Source organism: Plantibacter sp. AC185 (assembly GCF_979258065.1).
Genome location: NZ_OZ409831.1, coordinates 1709897 through 1728867, shown reverse-complemented (window position 1 = coordinate 1728867; position 18971 = coordinate 1709897). Strand labels below are relative to the sequence as shown.

The window sequence follows — 18971 nt, the reverse complement described above, 5'->3', positions numbered from 1 at the left end:
GACCCCTACCGCTCGATGCCGGCCCGCGCATCGCGGCGGGTCTTCGCGAGCGAGGCGACCGTCGCCACGGTGATGGTCACGGCGATGAAGAGCAGCGAGAACCAGATCGGGATGTCGGGGATCCAGTCGATGTGCTGACCGCCGTTGATGAACGGCAGCTCGTTTACGTGGAGGGCGTGGAACACGAGCTTCACGCCGATGAAGGCGAGGATGACGGCGAGACCCTGGGCGAGGTAGACGAGACGTTCCAGCAGGCCACCGATGAGGAAGAACAGCTGGCGGAGGCCCATGAGGGCGAACGCGTTCGCGGTGAACACGATGTACGCCTCCTCGGTGAGGCCGTAGATCGCGGGGATCGAGTCGACCGCGAACACGAGGTCGACGAACCCGATCGCGACGATCGTCAGCAGCATCGGCGTGAAGAAGCGCTTGCCGTCGATTTTCACCGAGAGTCGGTCGCCGTGGTAGGTGTCGGTGATCGGGAGGATGCGGCGGGCGAATCCCACGACCTTGCCGTTCGCCGGGTCACTCTCGTGGCTGCCGAACGCCTGGCGGTACGCGAGGAACAACAGCAGCGCACCCATCAGGTAGAAGATCCAGGAGTAGTTCTCGATGAGTGCGGCGCCGACGGCGATGAACGCACCGCGCATGATGAGCGCGATGATGATGCCGATCATCAGCACCTTCTGCTGGTACGCCTTCGGGACGGCGAACCCGGCCATGACGATGAGGAAGACGAACAGGTTGTCGATCGACAGCGCCTTCTCGGTCAGGTACCCGGCGAAGTACTCGCCGCCGTACGTCCAGCCGGAGACGAGGCCGATGCCGACGCCGAACAGCAGGGCGAGGCTGACGTAGAAGATCGACCAGCGTGCCGACTCGGCGATCGTCGGTTCGTGGGGCTTCCGCACGTGCGCGAAGAACTCGTAGACGAAGAAGAGGATCGTGACACCGATGGTGATGATCCAGATCAGCGGGGTGACGGCCATGGTGGCTCCAAGGGCTCGAGGACGGGACTCCGACGCGATGGTCGGAACACGGTCTTCTCCACTCTCGATGAGAGCCGACACCCCGGGACCCGATGGCGGATCCGTACTGACGAGCATGTCGCGAAGGAGTACTCCCCCTGCTCCGACAAGTGTAGGTCAGGGGGTGGACGTGGTACCTGGGAATTCGCCCTTCGACAGGCTCAGGGACCGGGGGAGGGGCGGCTCAGGGACCGGAGGAGGGGCGGGCTCAGGGACCGGGTGAGGCTCAGGGACCGGAGGAGGGGCGGCTCAGGGACCGGGATGGGGCTGAGGGACCGGTGTGGGGCAGGGACCGGGTGAGGCTCAGGGACCGGAGGTGCTCAGGGGACGTCGACCCGGCGCCTCGCCAAGCGCTCGGCGTTCGCCGTCGCCGTGGAGTCGCGCAGGATCAGCTCCGGTACCGAGGGTGGCACCGCTCCCGGGGGTTCTCCGTTGACGTGGTCGAGCAGGGTCGCGAGCAGCGTCCGGCCGACCTGTTCGAAGTCCTGCCGCACGGTGGTGAGCGGCGGTGAGAGGTGCTCCGCCTCGGGGATGTCGTCGAACCCCACGACGCTGAAGTCGAGCGGGACCCGGAGTCCGCGCTCGGTGAGGGAGTGCATGAGCCCGAGGGCCATCTGGTCGTTGGCAGCGAACACCGCGGTGACCTCGTCGTCCAGCTGACGGCCGAGAGCGTATCCGGAGGTTGGCGTCCAGTCGCCGGTCCCGACGACCTGCGCGACGAGACCCGCGGTGGCGAGTTCGTCTCGCCAGCCGCGCTCGCGCTCGCGGGCGTCGATCGCGTCCGGTGGTCCGGCGAGGTGCCCGATGCGCCGGTGGCCGAGCCCGATGAGATGGGCGGTCGCGGCACGCGCGCCGGCGTACTGGTCGACGCCGACGGTGACCATACCTGCACGTGGCGTGGCGTGCAGGGCCACGAGCGGCACGCTGAGTTCCATCCCCGCCACGATGTCGGTGACCCCCTCGCGTGCGCTGATGACGGCGATCCCCTCGACGTTCTGGCGCAGGAACCCCTCGACCGCTGCACGCGCGGAACCCGGGTCGCTGTCCACCATGTTCGCGGTGAAGACCGACCAGCGTGCGTCGCGGGCCGCGGCGTTGAAGTGCAGGACCGAGGACGAGGGCCCGAACTCGGTACCGCCGGTGGCGATGAGGCCGATGGTCCGGGATCGCTTCGTGACGAGCGTCCGCGCGGCGGGGGAGGGGACGTAGCGCAGCTGCTTGATCGCTTCGTCGACCCGCGCCTTCGTCGCCGGGCGCACGTTCGGGAGGTCGTTGAGCACTCGTGACACGGTCTGGTGCGAGACCCCCGCGAGCCGCGCGACGTCGAAGATCGTCGCATGACGGGACGGCTCAGCCACGCGGTCCCCTCTCGTCGTCGGCGGTCGTGATCGGTTCCGGCGGGGCCTCGTCCGGCCCCTCCGAGATCGCGGCCAGCAGCTTCGAGACGGTGAGGTCGTAGTTCGGGAGGTCGGCGACCTTCCGTCGGTCGCGCAGCACGGCGATCCGGTGGCTGATGCGCAGGACCTCCTCGAGTTCGGCTGAGATGAACACGACCGACAGACCGTTCTCGGCGAGCCGGGTCACGAGCTTCTGGATCTCGGCCTTGGCGCCGATGTCGATGCCTCGGGTCGGTTCATCGAGCACGAGCAGCCGAGGAGCGAGCGCGAGCCACCTCGCCAAGAGTACCTTCTGCTGGTTCCCGCCTGAGAGCTCCTTCATGAGCGCATCGGGATTCGCGGGTTTGATACCCATCGCCTGGATGTAGCTCTCGGCCAGTTCGTTCTGCCGACGCAGCGGGATCCGTCTGAACCACCCGAGGTCCGCCTGGAGGGCCAGCGCGATGTTGTCGCGCAGGCTGAGGTCGCCGATGATCCCCTCGGTGCGACGGTTCTCCGACGCGTAGACGATCCGTTGTTTGAGGGCGCGGCGCGGGGATCCGAGGCGGGTGGCCCTCCCGGCCACCTCCACCGAGCCGGTGTCGGCCCGGTCGACACCGGTCAGGAGTCTGGCGAGCTCCGTCCGTCCTGAGCCGAGCAGGCCGGCGATGCCGACGATCTCGCCCTCGTAGACCTTCAGGTCGATCGGTTCGATCGCACCCTGGCGCCCGAGCCCGATCGCCGCGACGAACGGGTCCTCACCGTCCAGGGCGTCGCCCTCGTCGGAGGTGTCGAGCCCGCGTCGGATCTCGTCGAAGGTCGCGAGCTCCTTGCCGATCATCTTGTGGACGAGGTCGATCCGGAGCAGTTCGTGCGGGAGGTATTCGCCGACGAGTCGGCCTTCGCGCAGCACCGTGAGTCGGTCGGAGATCTCGTAGACCTGGTCGAGGAAGTGCGAGATGAAGAGGATCGCGACGCCCTCGGCCTTGAGGATCGAGATGACCCGGAAGAGTTCGGTGACCTCGTCGTTGTCGAGGCTCGAGGTCGGTTCGTCGAGGACGAGCACCTTGGTGCGCACGGCGATCGCCCGGACGATCGCGACGAGCTGCTGGATCGCCGGCGGGTGGGCGGAGAGCTGCGAGGCCGGGTCGATGTCGAGTCCGACGACGGCGAGCAGTTCGCGGGCGCGCTCGCGCATGCGCCTCCCCGAGATCCCTCCCCAGGCATGGCGTGGTTCGCGGCCGAGGAGGATGTTCTCGGCGACGGTCAGGTTGGGGAGGAGGTTGACCTCCTGGTAGACGGTGCTGATCCCGTGCGCCTGGGCGTCGGCGACGCTCGAGAACGACACCTCTCGTCCCTCGAGGAGGATGCTTCCGCTGTCGATCCGATGGACCCCGGTGAGCGACTTGATCAGGGTCGACTTCCCCGCTCCGTTCTCGCCCATGAGGGAGTGGACCTCACCGGGGAACAACCGGAGGTCGACGTCGTCGAGCGCTTTGACGCCGGGGAAGCTCACGGAGACACCGCGCAACTGCACGAGTGGCGTGGGCGAGGTCATCTGCAACTCTCCATCGAGGTGGTCGCGGCCGGGGTGTCCGCTGATCACCTGACTCTAGCGCGCGCGACGGCGCCGCCGGGAGGCCGCTCCGGAAGAATTGTGAGGGCTAACATTGCCTGTTGACAACCGGTTCGAGCCGTGGCTAATGTTCAGCACAACGCAGATGTGATCGCTAACAATCACCGACCACCTGCGTCACCGCAGCACCACGCACGTCACATTCACGCCGCACCCATCGTCGGGACCGCGGGTCTCAAAGAGGAGAACAATGTTCAAGACAACACGTGTCCGCGCACTCGCGGGCCTCGCCCTGGTCGGCGCTCTCGCGTTCAGCGCGACCGCCTGCTCCAGCGGTTCCGGAAGCTCCGACGGCGACGCCGGTTCTGACGGCGAACTCACCACCATCGGCTTCGTGGCCGTCGGCCCTGAGGGCGGATGGCGCACCGCGAACGAGAAGAACATCCAGGACTCGTTCTCGAAGGAGAACGGCTTCGACCTCAAGTACGCACCGGCGACGAACGGCGACCAGAACTCGCAGATCACCGCCTTCACCTCGTTCATCGACGAGGGCGTCGACGCCATCCTGCTGTCCGCCACCGAGGCGACCGGCTGGGAGAGCGTCCTGGAGCGCGCGAAGGAGGCCGAGATCCCCGTGGTCCTGCTGGACCGCGGCATCGAGCCGAACGACACCGAGCTCTACACGAGCCGCATCGCCCCCGACAACGTCGGCATCAGCGCCTCGGCCGCCGAGTGGGCGAACGGTCAGTTCCCCGACGGCGCCAAGTACGTCGTCCTCGAGGGCCCTCCCGGCCTCTCCGTCGTCAACGACCGCAACAAGGGCTGGGACGACACCATCGACCCGAACTTCACCAAGCTCGAGTCGCAGTCGGCCAACTGGTCCACCGAAGAGGCGAAGAGCGTCTTCGAGACCATCCTCAAGGCGAACAACAACGACGTCCAGCTCGTCTTCGCACAGAACGACGAGATGGGCCTCGGCGCTGCACTCGCCGTCGAGGAGGCCGGCCTGAAGCCCGGAACCGACGTCAAGATCATCACGATCGACGGCACCAAGGCGGCGCTCGAAGCACTCGCCGCCGGACGCCTGAGCTTCGTCGCCGAGTACAACCCGCTGTTCGGTGAGACCGCGATCGACATCGTCAAGAAGGCACTCGCCGGCGACAAGGTCGAATCGGACATCGTGGTGCCGAGCGTCACGTTCGACTCCCCGGACGCCGCGACGGCAGCACTGCCCGAACGCGCCTACTGATCCGACCCGGTCGCCCGGCAGCCACTCCCTCGCTGCCGGGCGACCGCCCACCCGCTTCCCGGGGACCAGACTCCCCGGCGACGACGCCGGATCGACCGGCAGAACGACCAGGCAGACATGGCAATCACCGAGCCGATCGTCGAGATGCAGCACATCTCCATCGAGTTCCCAGGCGTCAAAGCCCTGCAAGACGTGGACTTCCGTCTCTTCCCCGGCGAGGTCCACACGCTCATGGGCGAGAACGGCGCCGGCAAGTCGACGCTCATCAAGGCGCTCACCGGTGTGTACAAGATCGACTCCGGTACGATCCTGGTCGCCGGAGGCCCCCGTTCCTTCTCCGGAACGGCGGACGCGCAGAGCGCCGGCATCTCGACCGTCTATCAAGAAGTGAACCTCTGCGACAACCTCACCGTCGGCGAGAACGTGATGCTCGGCCACGAGGTCCGCGGTCCCTTCGGCATCAACTGGCGCCGCACCCACGAAGCTGCACACGAAGCGCTCGTCGGGCTCGGCCTCGGGCACATCGACCCCAAGCAGCCGCTCTCGAGCATCTCGCTCGCGCTGCAACAGCTCGTCGCGATCAGCCGGGCCATGGTCACCAAGTCGAAGGTGCTCATCCTCGACGAGCCGACCTCCAGCCTCGACGCCAACGAGGTGGAGGGCCTCTTCCAGGTCATGCGCCGACTGCGCGACCAGGGCGTCGCGATCCTCTTCGTCTCCCACTTCCTCGACCAGGTCTACGCGATCAGCGACCGACTCACGGTGCTCCGCAACGGTGAGTTCGTCGGGGAGTACCGCACCGCCGACCTCAACCGCACCGAGCTCATCTCCAAGATGATCGGCAAGGACTACGGCGCGCTCGCCGCCCTGGGTTCCAACCGCGGCCGGACCGCCACAGCCGACACCCCGGCGTTCTACAGCGCCAAGGACCTCGGGCGGAAGGGCTCGATCGACCCCGTCGACATCGAGGTCCACGCCGGCGAGGTCGTCGGTCTCGCGGGGCTCCTCGGGTCGGGCCGCACCGAGCTGGGTCGGCTCATCTACGGTGCCGACCGTCCCGACTCCGGCACGGTCACGATCGACGGCACGACCGCCGAGGTCCACACGCCCATGGCCGGCCTGTCGAAGCAGATCGCCTTCTCCACGGAGAACCGACGCGACGAAGGCATCATCGGCGACCTGACCGTACGGGAGAACCTCATCCTCGCCGTCCAGGCCCGCAGGGGCTGGGCGCGCCCGCTCTCCCGCCGCGAGCAGAACGAGCTCTGCGACAAGTACCTGCTCGAACTCAACGTCCGCCCCTCCGACCCGGAACGACCCATCAAGAACCTCTCCGGTGGTAACCAGCAGAAGGTGCTCCTCGGCCGATGGTTGGCGACGAAGCCGCAGCTCATCGTGCTCGACGAGCCGACCCGCGGCATCGACGTCGGCGCCAAGGCCGAGATCCAGGAGGCGATCGCCGCGCTCGCCGAGGACGGGATGTCCGTCGTGTTCATCTCCTCCGAGCTCGAGGAGGTCGTGCGTTTGAGCGAGCGGATCGTCGTGCTGAAGGACCACCGTAAGATCGGCGAGATCGTCAACGGACCCGAAGTCACCGCAGACACCATAGTCGACCTGATCGCCACCGAAGGGAGCGCCACGTGAGCGCCACCAGTCAGGGGCCGGCCCGTTCCGGTTCCTCCGCACGCGGCGGCCAGGGCTCAGCCCGCGGCGTCGTCAGCACCATCGTCCACCAGCCCTACATCTGGGCGATCGTGACGTTGCTGCTCCTCCTCATCATCAACCTCGTCAAGGACCCCGGCTACCTCGGCGTCTCCGTCAACGGCACGACCGGCAACCTGTCGGGCAACCCCATCGACATCCTGCGTGCGAGCGCCCCGATCATGATGATCGCGGTCGGGATGACGCTCGTGATCGCCACCCGCGGCATCGACCTCTCGGTCGGTTCCGTCATGGCCGTCTCCGGCGCCGTGTCGATGGAGTTCATGAGCAACCAGAGCGGCGGCGACGCCGGTTCGGCCATCGTCGCAGCGCTGCTGGCGCTCGCCGTGAGCGCCTTCCTCGGCACCGTCAACGGAGTGCTCGTCTCGATCGTCGGCCTACAGCCGTTCATCACCACGCTGATCACGATGCTCGCCGGCCGCGGCCTCGCGAAGGTCATCACCTCGGGGCAGAACACCTCCGCCACGAACGAGCCCTTCCGCTGGCTCGCCAACGGCACCGTGTTCGGATTCCCCGTCGTCTTCATCATCGCCGGTGTCATCGTCGCGATCGTCGCCTTCCTCGTCCGGCGCACCGCGCTCGGCCTGATGATCGAGTCCATCGGTATCAACCCGCGCGCCGCCCGGATGGCGGGTATCCGCCCCATCGGCATCCTCATCGCCGTCTACATCGTGAGCGCCGTCCTCGCGGGTGTCGCCGGGATCTTCAGCACCGCCAGCGTCATGACGGTCGAGGTGGCGAAGACCGGGTTGAACGCGGAGATGGACGCCATCCTCGCGGTCGTCATCGGTGGCACCTCGCTCGCCGGCGGCAAGTTCTCCCTCACCGGCAGCGTGATCGGCGCGCTCCTCATCGCGACCCTCGACAAGACGATCGTGTTCCTCTCCATCCCCTCCTCGGCGACGCCGGCGTTCAAGGCCGTCGTGATCGTGATCATCTGCCTCCTCCAGTCACAGCGCGTGAGAGCCCTGTTCGCCCGGCGGAAGTCCCGGACGACGCCCACGGCGTCGGTCCCCACGCGAAAGGAAACGGTGTCAGCATGAGCACCCTCACCGACCGACCGGCGCCCGACGCTCCGGTGCTCCCGCGGCGCTCGCTGCTGTCCCGGCTGACGCCCAACCTCGAGACCCTGCCCACCCTGGCGGCCGTCGTCATCTTCATCGGCATGGTCGTCTACGGCGAGATCGCCTACGGACGGATCGTCCAGGCCAGCACGATCTCGAACCTGCTCATCAACAACGCCTACCTGATCATCCTCGCCGTCGGGCTCACCTTCGTGATCCTCACGGGCGGCGTGGACCTCTCCGTCGGTGCGATCATCGCCATCAGCAGTCTGATCGGGGTGATGCTCGCGAACTCGGGCTGGAACCCGATCGCGGTCATGGTGATCATGATCCTCATCGGCTCCGCGTTCGGCGTCTTCTCGGGCGTGCTCGTGCAGTACTTCAACGTGCAACCGTTCATCGCCACCCTCGCGATGATGTTCCTCGGGCGCGGTCTCGCGTCGATGCTCAGCACCACCCCGGAGCGTCTCGCCGACGACTCGCCGATCCGTTCGCTGTCCACCGAGTGGAAGGTGATCGACGGCCCGAAGATCAACGACCTCATCACCACCCCGAACGTCCTGATCGCCCTGCTCGTCGTCGCCGCGGCGTTCGTGGTGCTCCACAAGACCCGCCTCGGCCGGACCGTCTACGCGATCGGCGGCTCGGAGCAGTCGGCGCTGCTCATGGGGCTGCCGGTCGTCCGCACGAAGCTCATGGTCTACGTGATCAGCGGCACGCTGGCCGGTCTCGCGGCCGTCGTCTACACCTCGAAGCTCGGCATCGCCCAGAACATCACGGGCGTCGGCTGGGAGCTCGACGCCATCGCCGCGGTCATCATCGGCGGCACGCTGCTGACCGGAGGCGCCGGCTTCGTCCTCGGCTCCGTCGTCGGTGCGCTCGTCCTCGGCCTCATGAACGTGCTCATCACCCGCGACGGCAGCATCCCGCCGGAGGCGACGACCATCATCACCGGTGGCATCCTGCTCGTCTTCGTCCTCCTCCAGCGACTCGTGGTCTCGCGCAAACGCAAGACCTGACGCCCGCCCCCCCGCAGCACCACCCGTTCCATCCCGCTCGACAACGACGCCGAACCAGGAGAACCAACCCCCATGAGACAACTGCGCCTCAAAACGGTCGTCGCGACCTCCATCGCGGCCCTGATCCTGCCGCTCGTCGGTGCCTCCGGCGCTGCCGCAGCGGTGTCGCCGGGGACCGCCCCGGCAGCGACCTCCCAGTCCGGCTTCCGAGCCGCCCCCACGGCGCAGGAGGATCTGGACGCCGCCGCGGCGGCGCTCTCGATCGCGAACGTCGACGACGTGCGCGGCAATCTGACCCTGCCGGGAGCCCCCGAGGGGATCGACATCGCCTGGGCGTCGTCGGACACCACCGTGATCACCACCGACGGTGTCGTGACGCGGCCCGCCACGGACACCACCGTCACCCTGACCGCCACGCTGAGCCAGGGCGAGGCGACCGCGACGCGCGAGTTCACGGCGACCGTTCGCGCCGCGATCGCGGCCCCCGACTACGAGGGCTATGCGTTCGCCTACTTCACCGGCAACTCGCTCGCCGGCGAGAACATCTACTTCGCCGCCAGTGAGGGCAACAACGCGCTCGACTGGAACGAACTCAACGCCGGACGCCCGGTCCTCACCTCGGACGAGGGGACGAAGGGGCTGCGCGACCCGTTCCTCATCCGCTCTCCCGAGGGCGACACCTTCTACCTCATCGCCACCGACCTCTCGATCGGCAGTGGCACGTCCTGGGGTGACTCGGTCCGGAAGGGCAGCCACTACCTCGAGGTGTGGGAGTCACACGACCTCGTGACCTGGTCCGACCAGCGGCACATCGAGGTCGCACCGGAGAACGCCGGCAACACCTGGGCGCCTGAGGCGTACTACGACGACACCATCGGCGCGTACGTGGTCTTCTGGGCTTCGTCGCTCTACGGCGCCGACGACCCGGACCACACCGGGAACAGCTACCACCGCATGATGTACGCGACCACCCGCGACTTCACGACGTTCAGCGAGCCGCAGGTCTGGCAGGACCAGGGTGTCTCGCGGATCGACTCGACGGTGATCAAGTCGAGCGACACCTACTACCGCTTCACCAAGGACGAGGGTGCCGGTGGCACCGGGTGCGCCGACATCATCCAGGAGTCCTCGACGGACCTGCGGGCCACGCTCGCGTCCTGGACGGTGCTCGACACCTGCATCGGTCGCGATGCCGGCACCAGCGCGGTCGAGGGGCCGACGGCGTTCGCCGCCAACCCGGGCGACGTCAACGGTGACAAGTTCTACCTCTTCGTCGACGAGTACGGCGGACGCGGCTACATCCCGCTCGAGACCGAGGACATCGCGAACCCGGACTGGCAGGTCGCGAAGGACTACGACCTGCCCGCGAGCCCGCGCCACGGTACCGTGCTCCCGGTCACGGCCGCAGAGCTGCAGCTGCTCGAGGACAGCCTCGGCGGAGCACCCGAGCCGGTGCCCGCGAACGAGGACGGCGAGATCGTCCGGTACGACTTCGCCGGGTCCGCAGGCTCGACGCTCAACGACGTGTCCGGCAACGGCCTCGACGCTGCGGTCGAGGGCGGTGCGAGCTTCTCCGACGGCGCGCTGCAGCTGGACGGCGGCGACGACTACGTCAAGCTGCCGGACAACCTGCTCGCCGGCGTGACCGACGTCACGGTGGAGGCGGAGGTCTGGATCGACCCGACACAGGCCAACCCGTACTTCATCTACGGGCTCGGCAACACCACCGGTGGCGCCGGCGACGGCTACCTCTTCAGCACCGGCAACGCGTATCGGACGAGCCTCGCGACCGGCAACTGGAGCACGGAGCAGACGGTGTCGCAGGGCAAGGACCTGACGCGGGGTCGTTGGGCGAAGCTGACGTACACGTTGCAGGGCACCACGGCCACGATCTACCTCGACGGCATCGCCGTCGGGACCGGGACCGTGACGTCCGATCCGGGCGACATCGGCGGCGGATGGACGAGCGCCAATTACCTGGGCCGTTCGAACTATGATGCCGACAACCGCCTGAAGGGAGCGTTCCGCGAGTTCGCGATCTACAACCGCGCGCTCTCGGCGGACGAGGTGCTCGCCGGCTCCGGGAACACCGCTGCGCTGACCGACATCGGCCTCGAGGAGGACGTGCTGAAGACCGCCCCGATCGTGGACAACGACCGCCACGAGGTCGTCTTCCCGGTACAGCCCGGGACGGACCGCACCGCCTTGAGCCCGACCTTCACGACCGCGGCCGGTGTCACGGCGAGCCCCGCCTCGGGGACCGCCGTCGACCTCAGCAGCCCGGTGACCGTGACGTTGACGCCGACCTCGGGTGAGGCCGTGACGTGGACGATGCGGGCCGTCGAGATGAAGAGCCCGGTCATCGCCGGTCTCTATGCCGACCCGAACGTCTTCGTCTGGGGCGACACTTACTACATCTATGCGACCACCGACGGCTTCGCCGGTTGGGGTGGCAAGGAGTTCTTCGTCTGGTCGTCGAAAGACCTCGTCGACTGGGAGCGTTCGGCGGAGCCGATCCTCACGCTCGACGGCGCGAACGGGAACGTGCCGTGGGCGACCGGCAACGCCTGGGCGCCGACGATCGGGGAGAAGGACGGGAAGTTCTTCTTCTACTTCAGCGGCCACAACCCCTCGGTCGACCGGAAGACCATCGGTGTCGCCGTCGCGGACAGCCCGGCCGGTCCGTTCGCGGCTCAGCCGAACGCGATGATCCTCAACGACGAAGCGGTGACCTCGGGACAGGCGATCGACCCGGCCACGTTCACCGACCCGGTGACGGGGAAGAGCTACCTGTTCTGGGGCAACGGCTCGCCGGTGTACGCCGAGCTGTCGGACGACATGCTGTCGATCAAGGCCGACACGCTCAAGCGCATCGACGGCCTGACCGACTTCCGAGAGGGGGCCTTTGTCAACTACCGGGACGGGATCTACCACCTGACGTACTCGATCGACGACACCGGTTCGGAGAACTACCGGGTCGGGTACGCGACGGCGACGAGTGTGGACGGCCCGTGGACGTACCGCGGTGTGATCCTGCAGAAGCAGCCCGAACTCGGCATCCTCGCCACCGGTCACAGCTCGATCCTCAACGTGCCGGGCACCGACGACTGGTACATCGTCTACCACCGGTTCGCCATCCCGGGTGGTGACGGCCAGCACCGCGAGACGACGATCGACCGGCTGACGTTCGACCCGGAGACGGGCCTCATGAACCCGGTCGTCCCGACCCTCGAGAGCGTCGGTCCACAGCGGATCGCGGTGCCCGGTGCCGAGGGCACGCTGACGATCGACCAGCCGTCGGTGCGGGTGGGTGAGTCGATCTCGGTGTCCGGGTCCGGCTTCGCCGCGGGGGAGCAGGTGCGGTTCACGCTGTTCTCCACCCCGACCGACCTCGGGACCGTCGTCGCGGACGCTTCAGGTGCGTTCGTGGCGACGCTCACGGTGCCCGCTTCGGTGGTGCCGGGTGCACACACCCTGCAGGCGCTGGGCGCGGACTCCGGCATCACGGCCGAGGCGGCGCTGACCGTCCTGGCCGCGGATGCCGCGGCTCCCGGCGCTGCGGGCTCCGGTCCTGGGGCGCTGTCGACCACCGGTGTCTCGGTCGTCGGATTCGTCGGCCTGGCCGGGCTGCTCCTCGCAGCCGGCGCGTGGCTGGTCGTCCGTCGCCGACGCATCGCGTCGTAGCCCGCGCCGATACAGCATCGATCCCGTCCGAGGTGACCATCGTCACCTCGGGCGGGATCGTTGCAGTTCTGTCGCAACGAACCGGGCGGATCATGCCGGCAGGACGATCACCTTGCCGGCGATCCGGCCGGCAGCGGCTTCGGCGTGGAGCGCGGGCAGTTCGGCGAGCGGGATCCGGCGCGTCACCTCGACCGTCAGCGATCCCTCGTCGACGAGCGACACGAGGGTGGACAGGCGGTCGCGGTTCCGCAGGACGAAGACGGTCGCCGAGCGGACGCCTCGTGACTCGTCCCCGGGTGTCGGCATCCACGCCGTGGTGCTGACGACCACGCCGCCGTCGCGCACGAGTCCGACGAGCGCCTCGAACTGCTCCGGATCGATCGGCGCGAGGTTGAGGAGGACGTCGACCGGCTCGGAGACCTCGTCGAGCAGGTCGGCGGCTGTGTGGTCCACCACCTCGTCCGCTCCGGCGGCCCGCACGGCCGTCTCACTCCGCGGGCTGGCCGTCGCGATGACGTGCACCCCGGCGCGCTTGGCGAGTTGGATCGCGTACTTGCCGACGACCCCGCCGGCGCCGACGATCAGGACGCGCTGACCCGACTCGAGACCGCCGTCGTCGAACAGCGCCTGCCAGGCGGTCAGGGCGACCGAGGGGAGGGCGGCGGCGTCCGCGAGCGGGATGGTCGTCGGTGCTGCGACGAGGGCCTCCGCCGGTGCGACGACGTACTCGGCCGCGCCGCCGTCGAGCTCCATCGGGAGGAAGCCGATCACGGCGTCGCCGACGGCGAGTCCCTCGACGCCCTCGCCGAGCGCGTCGACCGTGCCCGACACGTCGTAGCCGGGGACGTGGGGGAGCTGGACCGGGATCGGCAGGAAGCCGGCCCGCATGCCGTTGTCGGCCGCGTTGAACGCCGACGCGGCGACGCGAATGCGCACCTGCCCCGCGGCTGGAATCGGCTGCTCGATGTCGCCGTAGTGGAGGACCTCGGGTCCGCCGACCTCGTGGAACTGGACTGCCTGCATGATGCTCTCCTTCGTCAAGTGCTTCGAATTTGAAGCAACTGGCATGACGATAACACTGCTTCGAACTCGAAGCAACACCTAGAATGAATTTATGGCCGACACTCCTGCATCCCTCACCCCGACCGAGCTCGGCGCGTACTTCGCGTTCACCGAGGTGAGCAGCCTCCTGCGTCCGGCGGTCGAGCAGCAGCTTCGCGAGGCGGGGGAGTTGAGCTACGTCCAGTTCCAGTTGCTGGCGCGCCTCGGTGATGCGCCGGAGGGTCTCCAGCGCATGACGGATCTCGCCGACGGCGTGGTCTACAGCCGCAGTGGCCTCACCTATCAGGCGCAGTTGCTCGAGCAGCGGGGGCTCATCACGCGCTCGCCGTCACCGGACGACGAGCGCAGCACGGTCGTGGCGATCACGACGGCCGGCCGGGACGTGCTCGCCACAGTGTTCCCCGGCCATATCCAGGCCGTCAGGGATCTGCTCTTCGCGCCGCTCGACGGCGACGATGTCAGCGAGCTCGCCCGCATCCTCGGTCGGGTCAGCGAGCACCTCCGGGCAGCTCCGCCGCGCTCGGCAGGACGTCGCCGGAAGGCGTGAGCGGGGTCGCGGTCAGCGGCGGGCTTCGAGGAGTGACACGAACTCGTCCGCCATCGCGAGCTGCTGTTGTAGCTTGGCGCGGCGCTCGGCCGCGTCGGTGATGAAGTCGTCGAGGATCGTGCGGGTGTCGTCGTCGGGTGCGGTGTCCATGGCGTCGATCACCCGGAGGAGCTCGGCCATCTCCTCAAGCGAGAAGCCGAGCGGTTTCATGCGCCGGATGAGGATGAGGCGGTCGTAGTCGTCCTGCGTGTACAAGCGGAATCCGCCCTCGGTGCGCGCGGAGGCCGAGACCAGACCGACGTCGTCGTAGTGCCGCAGCGTGCGGAGCGAGAGTCCGGTGCGCTCGGCGAGTTCGCCGATGTGCATGGTGGTCGGTTCGCTCGTCACGGTCGCCTCACTTCAAATCAACCCTTACGTTAGGGTAGAGTCATCGCTGACGGCCGGTCGGGCCGCATCTCCCCACCATTCTCCCGCGCGTGAGGCCCCCGCGCGGTCGGTGGCGTGCGCACCGCAGCGCCGGACCCAGACATTCCCATCCGGTCCTCGCGCTGAGGACCCCGACTCCGACAGGAGCACTCATGGCCACTGGCCTCACATCCGCCGCACCGGACGCCACCGTCCTCTCCGCCCTCCGCAGCCCCCGCATCCTCACCAGAGAGGTGCTGGCGGGCCTCGTCGTCGCCATGGCGCTCATCCCGGAGGCGATCTCCTTCTCGATCATCGCGGGTGTCGATCCGCAGGTCGGGCTGTTCTCCTCGTTCGTCATGGCCGTGGCGATCGCCTTCCTCGGCGGCCGCCCGGCGATGATCACGGCGGCCACGGGAGCGATCGCCCTGGTCATCGCCCCGGTCGCCCGCGAACACGGCCTCGACTACTTCATCGCCACGGTCATCCTCGGCGGTGTCTTCCAGGTGGTCCTCGGTCTCCTCGGCGTCGCGAAGCTCATGCGCTTCATCCCGCGCAGCGTCATGGTCGGGTTCGTCAACGCCCTGGCGATCCTGATCTTCACCGCTCAGCTGCCGAACCTCATCGGCGTGCCGTGGCTCGTGTACCCGCTCGTCGCGGTCGGCATCGTGGTCATGGTCGTCATGCCCCGCCTCACGAGTGTCGTACCGGCCCCGCTCGTCGCGATCGTGCTCATCACCGCGGCGACCGTGGTCACCGGACTGAACGTGCCGACCGTCGGCGACCAGGGCGAACTGCCGCGCAGCCTGCCGACCCTGTTCATCCCGAACGTGCCGTTCACGCTGGAGACGTTCACGATCATCGCCCCGTACGCCGCCGCGATGGCGTTGGTCGGGCTCCTCGAATCGCTCATGACGGCCAAGCTGGTCGACGACGTCACCGACACCCCGTCGGGCAAGACCCGCGAGTCGCTGGGCCAGGGGATCGCGAACGTGCTCTCCGGGTGCTTCGGCGGCATGGGTGGCTGCGCGATGATCGGCCAGACCATGATCAACGTGAAGGCCTCTGGCGCGCGGACGCGGATCTCGACCTTCCTCGCCGGGGTGTTCCTGCTGGTCCTGGTCGTCGCGCTGGGCGATGTGGTCGCGGTGATCCCCATGGCCGCCCTCGTCGCGGTGATGGTCATGGTGTCCGTCGCGACCTTCGACTGGCACAGCATCAACCCGAGGACCCTGCGCGCCATGCCCCTCGGCGAGACGGTCGTCATGGTGGCCACGGTCGTCGTGGTGGTCCTGACGCACAACCTCGCGATCGGTGTCGTGGTCGGTGTGATCGCCGCGATGGTCGTGTTCGCGAGGCGGGTCGCCCACCTCGCCTCCGTCGAACGCACGGTCGACCGGTCCGCCGCGACGCCCACCGCCCGGTACACCGTCACCGGAGAGCTGTTCTTCGCGTCCAGTAACGACCTCACGACGCAGTTCGCCTACGCCGACGACCCGGAGCGGATCGTCATCGACCTCTCGCAGTCGCACGTCTGGGACGCGTCGACCGTCGCCGCCCTTGACGCGATCACGACGAAGTACGAGCGTCGCGGGAAGCGGGTCGTCATCGAGGGGATGAACGACGCGAGCACCCGGATCCACAGCCGGCTGGCCGGCAAGCTGACCGGCGGTCACTGACCGCCGGTCGTGCGGGTGCCTGGTCCCGACTCAGTCGAGCGGGACGCCGAAGTCGCCCGCGATGCCGGCGAGACCGGTGGTGTACCCCTGGCCGACGGCGCGGAACTTCCACTCGCCGTTGTGGCGGTAGATCTCCGCGAAGAGCATCGCCGTCTCCTGCGAGGCGTCCTCGGTGAGGTCGTAGCGGACGATCTCCTGCTGGTCCTGGTCGAGGACCCGGCAGAAGGCGTCGCGGACCTGGCCGAAGTTCTGGCGGCGGTTGTCGGCGTCGTGGATGGAGACCGCGATGACGATGCGAGAGACGTCGGGCTCCACGGCGCGGAGGTCGATCGTGATCTGCTCGTCGTCGCCGTCACCCTCGCCGGTGCGGTTGTCGCCCTGGTGCACGACCGAGCCGTCGGGCGTCGACATCTGGTTGTAGAAGATGAAGTCCGCGGGGCTGCGGATCTTGCCGTTCTCGGCGACGAGGATGGCGGATGCGTCGAGGTCGAACGCGACGCCGACGGTGGTGCGCGGGTCCCACCCGAGACCGACCGTGGCGATGGTCAGCCCGGGGCTGGTCTTCGTGAGCGAGAGGTTGTTGCCTTTGGAGAGGCTGAGGCCTGCCATGGGTGTGTTCCTTCGAGAGTGCTCGGTGATGTTCGAACCTCCATCCTGCCTTGTTCCGGCTGAGTTTGGAGTGGGTTGTGGCGCATCGATCCGGAATCCCACCGTGGGTGGGCAGCGGCGATCAGGCGTCGTCGGTGTCGGGGGAGCCCGTCGCCACGACCTCGTCGAGCGGGACCTCCTCGCGTGCGACCGCGGCCGCGACATCGCCGAGTCGTCGCTGCCGGGACCGGGCGTACTGCCGGATCATGCCGAACGCCGTGTCCATGTCGACGCCCGCCGCCCGAGCCAGGTACCCCTTCGCCTGTTCGATGGCGACCCGGCCGTCGAGCGCGCGCTGGAGCTGCGCGGTGGCGAGCGTGGCGTCCTCGATCGTCCGCTGCTGGAGGAGGCTGATCGTCGCGACATCGGCCAAGGCCTGGGCGGCGCGGGCGTCGGCGCCGTTGAGGGCCCCCTCGGTCTCGCGGAACAGGTTCAGCGACCCGACGATGGTGTCGCGGAGGCGCAACGGGATCGCATGGACGCCGATGTACCCGCTCGCGTTCGCGGCCTCCGCGAACCTCGGCCAGTAGGTGTGGAGCTCGTCAGCCGTCTCCACCGTCACCAGGTGGCCCGAGGTGACTGCGGCGATGCACGGGCCCTCACCCGCGTTCAACTGGAGGAGCCCGAAGAAGCTGCTGCGCTCGCTCGTCGAGGCGACGACCCGGAGGTCGCCGTCGCGGTCGGCGAGGTGGATGGCCCCGGCCGCGGCGTCGAACAGCTCCACCGCGCGATCGACGAGGATCTGTAGGAGCTCGACGACGTCGTAGTCGTCCACGAGGCTGTCCGTGAGCGTCACGAACGTCTCGACGAGCCGTGCTTCGCGCGTGTGGTCCATGGGTGGGTTCGTCCTCATCTGTTGATCAGCGGATCCACGGTAACCGAGCGGACGGCCATCCGCATGGTCCGGTACGCTCTGGCGGATGCGGAATCTGGACTGGGACGGCCTGCGGAACGTCAGGGACCTCGGCGGCTTGCCGACACCCTGGTCGTCCACCGGCGCCACACGCCACGGGATGGTGGCGCGGGGTCCCCGACGCGAGCTGCTCACCGCGGAGGGATGGGACGCGGCGATGGCGTGGGGCCTGCGGTCCGTCGTCGACCTCCGCAGCGCCGATGAGACGGGTGCACGCGCGGCGGACCCGGACGTCCGTCCTCCGGTGGACCTCACGATCACCCTGGCGCCGACCGAGGATCAGACCCGTGCGGAGTTCCGCGAGGTGTGCCTCCCGATCCTCGACTCACCGGAGTACTGGCAACACAACGTGCGTATCCTGCCGGAGCTGGTCCGCGGCGCTCTCGAGGCGATCGCCTCATCCCAACCCGGCGTCCTGGTCCACTGCGCCGCAGGCCGTGACCGCACCGGCCTGGTCAGCGCGCTGCTCCTCGCCAATGCCGGCGTCACCGAGGACGCGATCGTCGACGATTACGCCGACTCGGTGCGCGCGATGGCGGGGACGGCGCCTCACGGCGGCCCGACCCACGATCGCCAGGCATCGTGGACGCCGGAACAGGTCGACGCCTTCCTCGCGGAGGTGACGCCGCACGTCCACGCTTTCGTCGCCGACGCGGACGGCGTCTTCGACACCCTGTGGGTCGACGCCGAGACTCGCACCGGCTTGCGTCGTCTGCTCCTGCCGTGACGGCACCAGGCCGGCTCGGATGCCGTCCTGCTACGGTCCTAGCGGATCGTCATCCGCTCCCGTCAGTCACCTCACCATCGGAACAGGAACTTCACCCGTGCAGAAGATCGCCGTCGTCATCGTCGTCCTCCTCGTCCTCTGGGCGGCCCTCTCCATCGCCGGATTCGTGCTGAAGGGCCTGTTCTGGCTCGGGATCGTCGGCCTCGTCCTCATCGTCGGCACCATCGCGGTCGGCGCGGTGCAGCGCTCGCTGAACAACCGCCGCTAGGCCC

16 protein-coding genes are annotated in these 18971 nt (G+C 68.3%); 9 read left to right on the top strand and 7 right to left on the bottom strand.

The genetic code is table 11. From position 1 onward, the window contains the following. Nucleotides 1-5 precede the first annotated feature (5 nt). The 3 genes from ACZZZB_RS08230 to ACZZZB_RS08220 form a co-directional block, all read right to left on the bottom strand. Nucleotides 6-989: a TerC family protein gene (locus ACZZZB_RS08230; RefSeq protein ID WP_463529399.1), complete on the bottom strand. Its 984-nt coding sequence runs from the start codon at nt 987-989 to the stop codon at nt 6-8. A 359-nt stretch (nt 990-1348) separates the two neighbouring features. Then, nucleotides 1349-2386, bottom strand: a complete 1038-nt coding sequence (locus tag ACZZZB_RS08225; RefSeq protein ID WP_086472833.1) for a LacI family DNA-binding transcriptional regulator — start codon at nt 2384-2386, stop codon at nt 1349-1351. Further along, the gene (locus ACZZZB_RS08220) at nt 2379-3962 is read right to left on the bottom strand and encodes a sugar ABC transporter ATP-binding protein (RefSeq protein WP_191940226.1); all 1584 of its coding nucleotides are present in this window, start codon (nt 3960-3962) and stop codon (nt 2379-2381) included. Before ACZZZB_RS08220 ends, ACZZZB_RS08225 begins: the two co-directional genes overlap by 8 nt. A 268-nt stretch (nt 3963-4230) precedes the next feature. On the opposite strand from ACZZZB_RS08220, the gene ACZZZB_RS08215 reads away from it, so the two are divergent. From ACZZZB_RS08215 to ACZZZB_RS08195, 5 genes are all read left to right on the top strand, one after another. Beyond that, nucleotides 4231-5229: an ABC transporter substrate-binding protein gene (locus ACZZZB_RS08215; RefSeq protein ID WP_086472835.1), complete on the top strand. Its 999-nt coding sequence runs from the start codon at nt 4231-4233 to the stop codon at nt 5227-5229. 117 nt (nt 5230-5346) lie between these two features. Beyond that, entirely contained in the window at nt 5347-6873 is a 1527-nt protein-coding gene (locus tag ACZZZB_RS08210; RefSeq protein WP_079704714.1) for a sugar ABC transporter ATP-binding protein, read from the top strand. Beyond that, nucleotides 6870-7994: an ABC transporter permease gene (locus ACZZZB_RS08205; RefSeq protein WP_124768368.1), complete on the top strand. Its 1125-nt coding sequence runs from the start codon at nt 6870-6872 to the stop codon at nt 7992-7994. Before ACZZZB_RS08210 ends, ACZZZB_RS08205 begins: the two co-directional genes overlap by 4 nt. Continuing rightward, nucleotides 7991-9034 (top strand): ABC transporter permease, encoded by a 1044-nt coding sequence (locus ACZZZB_RS08200; RefSeq protein WP_079704715.1) that lies wholly within the window; start codon nt 7991-7993, stop codon nt 9032-9034. Before ACZZZB_RS08205 ends, ACZZZB_RS08200 begins: the two co-directional genes overlap by 4 nt. 72 nt (nt 9035-9106) lie before the next feature. Next, a complete protein-coding gene (locus ACZZZB_RS08195) occupies nt 9107-12718 on the top strand; it encodes a family 43 glycosylhydrolase (protein ID WP_463529398.1) in 3612 nt (1203 codons plus the stop codon). A 90-nt stretch (nt 12719-12808) separates the two neighbouring features. On the opposite strand, the gene ACZZZB_RS08190 is transcribed toward ACZZZB_RS08195, so the two are convergent. Next, nucleotides 12809-13741 carry an NADP-dependent oxidoreductase gene (locus ACZZZB_RS08190; RefSeq protein WP_463529397.1) on the bottom strand — a complete coding sequence of 311 codons (933 nt, stop codon included), beginning with the start codon at nt 13739-13741 and terminating at the stop codon, nt 12809-12811. 91 nt (nt 13742-13832) lie between these two features. Here ACZZZB_RS08190 and ACZZZB_RS08185 point away from each other — a divergent pair, with 91 nt between their 5' ends. Beyond that, complete coding sequence (locus ACZZZB_RS08185) at nt 13833-14327, top strand: MarR family winged helix-turn-helix transcriptional regulator (RefSeq protein ID WP_463529396.1); 495 nt, start codon at nt 13833-13835, stop codon at nt 14325-14327. A gap of 12 nt (nt 14328-14339) precedes the next feature. Here ACZZZB_RS08185 and ACZZZB_RS08180 read toward each other — a convergent pair whose 3' ends face one another. Then, nucleotides 14340-14693 carry a MerR family transcriptional regulator gene (locus ACZZZB_RS08180; protein ID WP_463530550.1) on the bottom strand — a complete coding sequence of 118 codons (354 nt, stop codon included), beginning with the start codon at nt 14691-14693 and terminating at the stop codon, nt 14340-14342. Between the two features lie 212 nt (nt 14694-14905). Here ACZZZB_RS08180 and ACZZZB_RS08175 point away from each other — a divergent pair, with 212 nt between their 5' ends. Next, a complete protein-coding gene (locus ACZZZB_RS08175) occupies nt 14906-16411 on the top strand; it encodes a SulP family inorganic anion transporter (RefSeq protein WP_463529395.1) in 1506 nt (501 codons plus the stop codon). A 30-nt stretch (nt 16412-16441) separates the two neighbouring features. On the opposite strand, the gene ACZZZB_RS08170 is transcribed toward ACZZZB_RS08175, so the two are convergent. Both ACZZZB_RS08170 and ACZZZB_RS08165 read right to left on the bottom strand, forming a co-directional pair. Next, a complete protein-coding gene (locus ACZZZB_RS08170; protein ID WP_463529394.1) occupies nt 16442-17020 on the bottom strand; it encodes a TerD family protein in 579 nt (192 codons plus the stop codon). 121 nt (nt 17021-17141) lie between these two features. Next, on the bottom strand, nt 17142-17894 hold the full coding sequence (locus ACZZZB_RS08165; RefSeq protein WP_463529393.1) for a GAF and ANTAR domain-containing protein: 753 nt from the start codon (nt 17892-17894) through the stop codon (nt 17142-17144). An 85-nt stretch (nt 17895-17979) separates the two neighbouring features. On the opposite strand from ACZZZB_RS08165, the gene ACZZZB_RS08160 reads away from it, so the two are divergent. Together ACZZZB_RS08160 and ACZZZB_RS08155 are read left to right on the top strand one after the other, a co-directional pair. Next, nucleotides 17980-18699, top strand: a complete 720-nt coding sequence (locus tag ACZZZB_RS08160) for a tyrosine-protein phosphatase (RefSeq protein WP_124768373.1) — start codon at nt 17980-17982, stop codon at nt 18697-18699. A gap of 97 nt (nt 18700-18796) precedes the next feature. Then, nucleotides 18797-18967: a hypothetical protein gene (locus tag ACZZZB_RS08155; protein ID WP_192004800.1), complete on the top strand. Its 171-nt coding sequence runs from the start codon at nt 18797-18799 to the stop codon at nt 18965-18967. The last annotated feature ends 4 nt before the right edge of the window (nt 18968-18971 follow it).

Coding starts and splice junctions, on each gene's coding strand:
- ACZZZB_RS08215 (WP_086472835.1), top strand. CDS start 4,231: ATGTTCAAGACAACACGTGTCCGCGCACTCGCGGGCCTCGCCCTGGTC.
- ACZZZB_RS08165 (WP_463529393.1), bottom strand. CDS start 17,894: ATGGACCACACGCGCGAAGCACGGCTCGTCGAGACGTTCGTGACGCTC.
- ACZZZB_RS08195 (WP_463529398.1), top strand. CDS start 9,107: ATGAGACAACTGCGCCTCAAAACGGTCGTCGCGACCTCCATCGCGGCC.
- ACZZZB_RS08210 (WP_079704714.1), top strand. CDS start 5,347: ATGGCAATCACCGAGCCGATCGTCGAGATGCAGCACATCTCCATCGAG.
- ACZZZB_RS08220 (WP_191940226.1), bottom strand. CDS start 3,962: ATGACCTCGCCCACGCCACTCGTGCAGTTGCGCGGTGTCTCCGTGAGC.
- ACZZZB_RS08160 (WP_124768373.1), top strand. CDS start 17,980: ATGCGGAATCTGGACTGGGACGGCCTGCGGAACGTCAGGGACCTCGGC.
- ACZZZB_RS08175 (WP_463529395.1), top strand. CDS start 14,906: ATGGCCACTGGCCTCACATCCGCCGCACCGGACGCCACCGTCCTCTCC.
- ACZZZB_RS08190 (WP_463529397.1), bottom strand. CDS start 13,741: ATGCAGGCAGTCCAGTTCCACGAGGTCGGCGGACCCGAGGTCCTCCAC.
- ACZZZB_RS08230 (WP_463529399.1), bottom strand. CDS start 989: ATGGCCGTCACCCCGCTGATCTGGATCATCACCATCGGTGTCACGATC.
- ACZZZB_RS08170 (WP_463529394.1), bottom strand. CDS start 17,020: ATGGCAGGCCTCAGCCTCTCCAAAGGCAACAACCTCTCGCTCACGAAG.
- ACZZZB_RS08200 (WP_079704715.1), top strand. CDS start 7,991: ATGAGCACCCTCACCGACCGACCGGCGCCCGACGCTCCGGTGCTCCCG.
- ACZZZB_RS08180 (WP_463530550.1), bottom strand. CDS start 14,693: ATGCACATCGGCGAACTCGCCGAGCGCACCGGACTCTCGCTCCGCACG.
- ACZZZB_RS08185 (WP_463529396.1), top strand. CDS start 13,833: ATGGCCGACACTCCTGCATCCCTCACCCCGACCGAGCTCGGCGCGTAC.